Origin of the sequence: Burkholderia stagnalis, assembly GCF_902830275.1 — a bacterium.
Lineage (GTDB): Bacteria > Pseudomonadota > Gammaproteobacteria > Burkholderiales > Burkholderiaceae > Burkholderia > Burkholderia stagnalis.
The window spans coordinates 1-1,438 of the sequence record NZ_CADESW010000062.1; the positions used below are offsets into that span (position 1 = coordinate 1).

Consider the following 1,438-nt stretch of genomic DNA (forward strand, 5'->3'; position numbering starts at 1 on the left):
CGCAACGACACGTTCAGCAGCGCGCAGGTGGTGTCCCAATCAAGCGGTTCGAATGCTACGGACCGCGTGCTCGTCCTGACCGTGAACGGTCAGCAGCAGACGATCTACTACAACACGCTGACGGATAACGGCAACGGCACGATTACGGTCAACTATTGGGATGCGTATGACCCGCACGTCAACTATGTTCCCGACACGGAATATGCGACGCGCAGCGACGCCCATAAGGGCTATCAGCGTGTCGAAATCTGGCGCGATACCACGTTCACGATTCAGCAGGACAAGGTAACGAGCCAGGCGCCGCAAGCGCAACTCGTCGCGGGCGGCAGTATCACGATGGCGAACGTCGGCACGATCAACAACGACTACAGCGTGATCGCGGCCGGCAAGTCGATTCAGATCGGCAGTACGCAGCAGAACGGTTCGGTTGGGAGCGGCAGTTACGGCGGCACGGTCGTCAACAACGTCGGCCAGACGCTGTATCAGTATCAGACCGACAATATCGTGTCGATGTATGCGTGGAACGAAGATACCAATCGGGATCGCGGCACGATCGTCGAGCCGCCCGTTGTTCATACGCCCGTCGCGATCGGCGGCACGGGCGGCACGATCATCGCGAATCAGTCGGTGTCGATCAGCGCGCAGAGCGTCAATAATCAGAACGTCGCCGCGCAGAATTCCGCGACCGGCGCGACGGGCGGCACGCTCGGCAACAATTCGGCCAATCAAGGCGTGACGGGCGGCAATCTGACCAAAGTCGGCGCGGCCAATGGAACGACGACGGTTCCGGCGCTGCAATCAGTCGCGAGCGCGACGGGTGCGTTGTCGATCACGTTGCCGACCAGCGGCATGTACTCGGTTCATCCTGCGCCGGGCCTGCCGTATTTGATCGTCACCGATCCGCGGTTGACGAGCTATACGAAATTCATCTCGAGCGACTACATGCTCGGCCAGTTGAACCTGAACCCGGCGAGCATCGAAAAGCGTCTGGGCGACGGCATGTACGAGCAGCAGATGGTGCGCAACCAGATCACGCAGTTGACGGGGCGCACCTTCCTGCCGGGTTACGCGAGCGCCGAAGATGAATATCGCGCGCTGATGACGAACGGCGCGAACTATGCGAAGTCGTTCGGCTTGGTGCCGGGCGTGGCGCTGTCCGCTGCGCAAATGGATGCGTTGACGAGCGATATCGTGTGGCTGGTCGACCAGACCGTGACCCTGCCCGATGGCAGCACGACGCACGTGTTGGCGCCGGTCGTCTATATGGCGCAAACGCATGCGAACGACCTGCAGCCGAGCGGGGGTTTGATCGCGGCCGACGATGTGGAAATCCATACGGTCGGCACCGCGACGAATACGGGCGTCATCAAGGGCGGATCGAAGACGGTGCTCACCGCGACCGATATCCTGAACCGCGGTGGCACGATTTCGAGCAGCG

General features: G+C 61.3%; 1 pseudogene. It reads left to right on the forward strand.

Features of this window, described 5'->3' with window-relative positions:
- Positions 1 to 1,438 (forward strand): annotated as a pseudogene (locus tag HWY45_RS36190) (S-layer family protein); the annotation flags it as partial.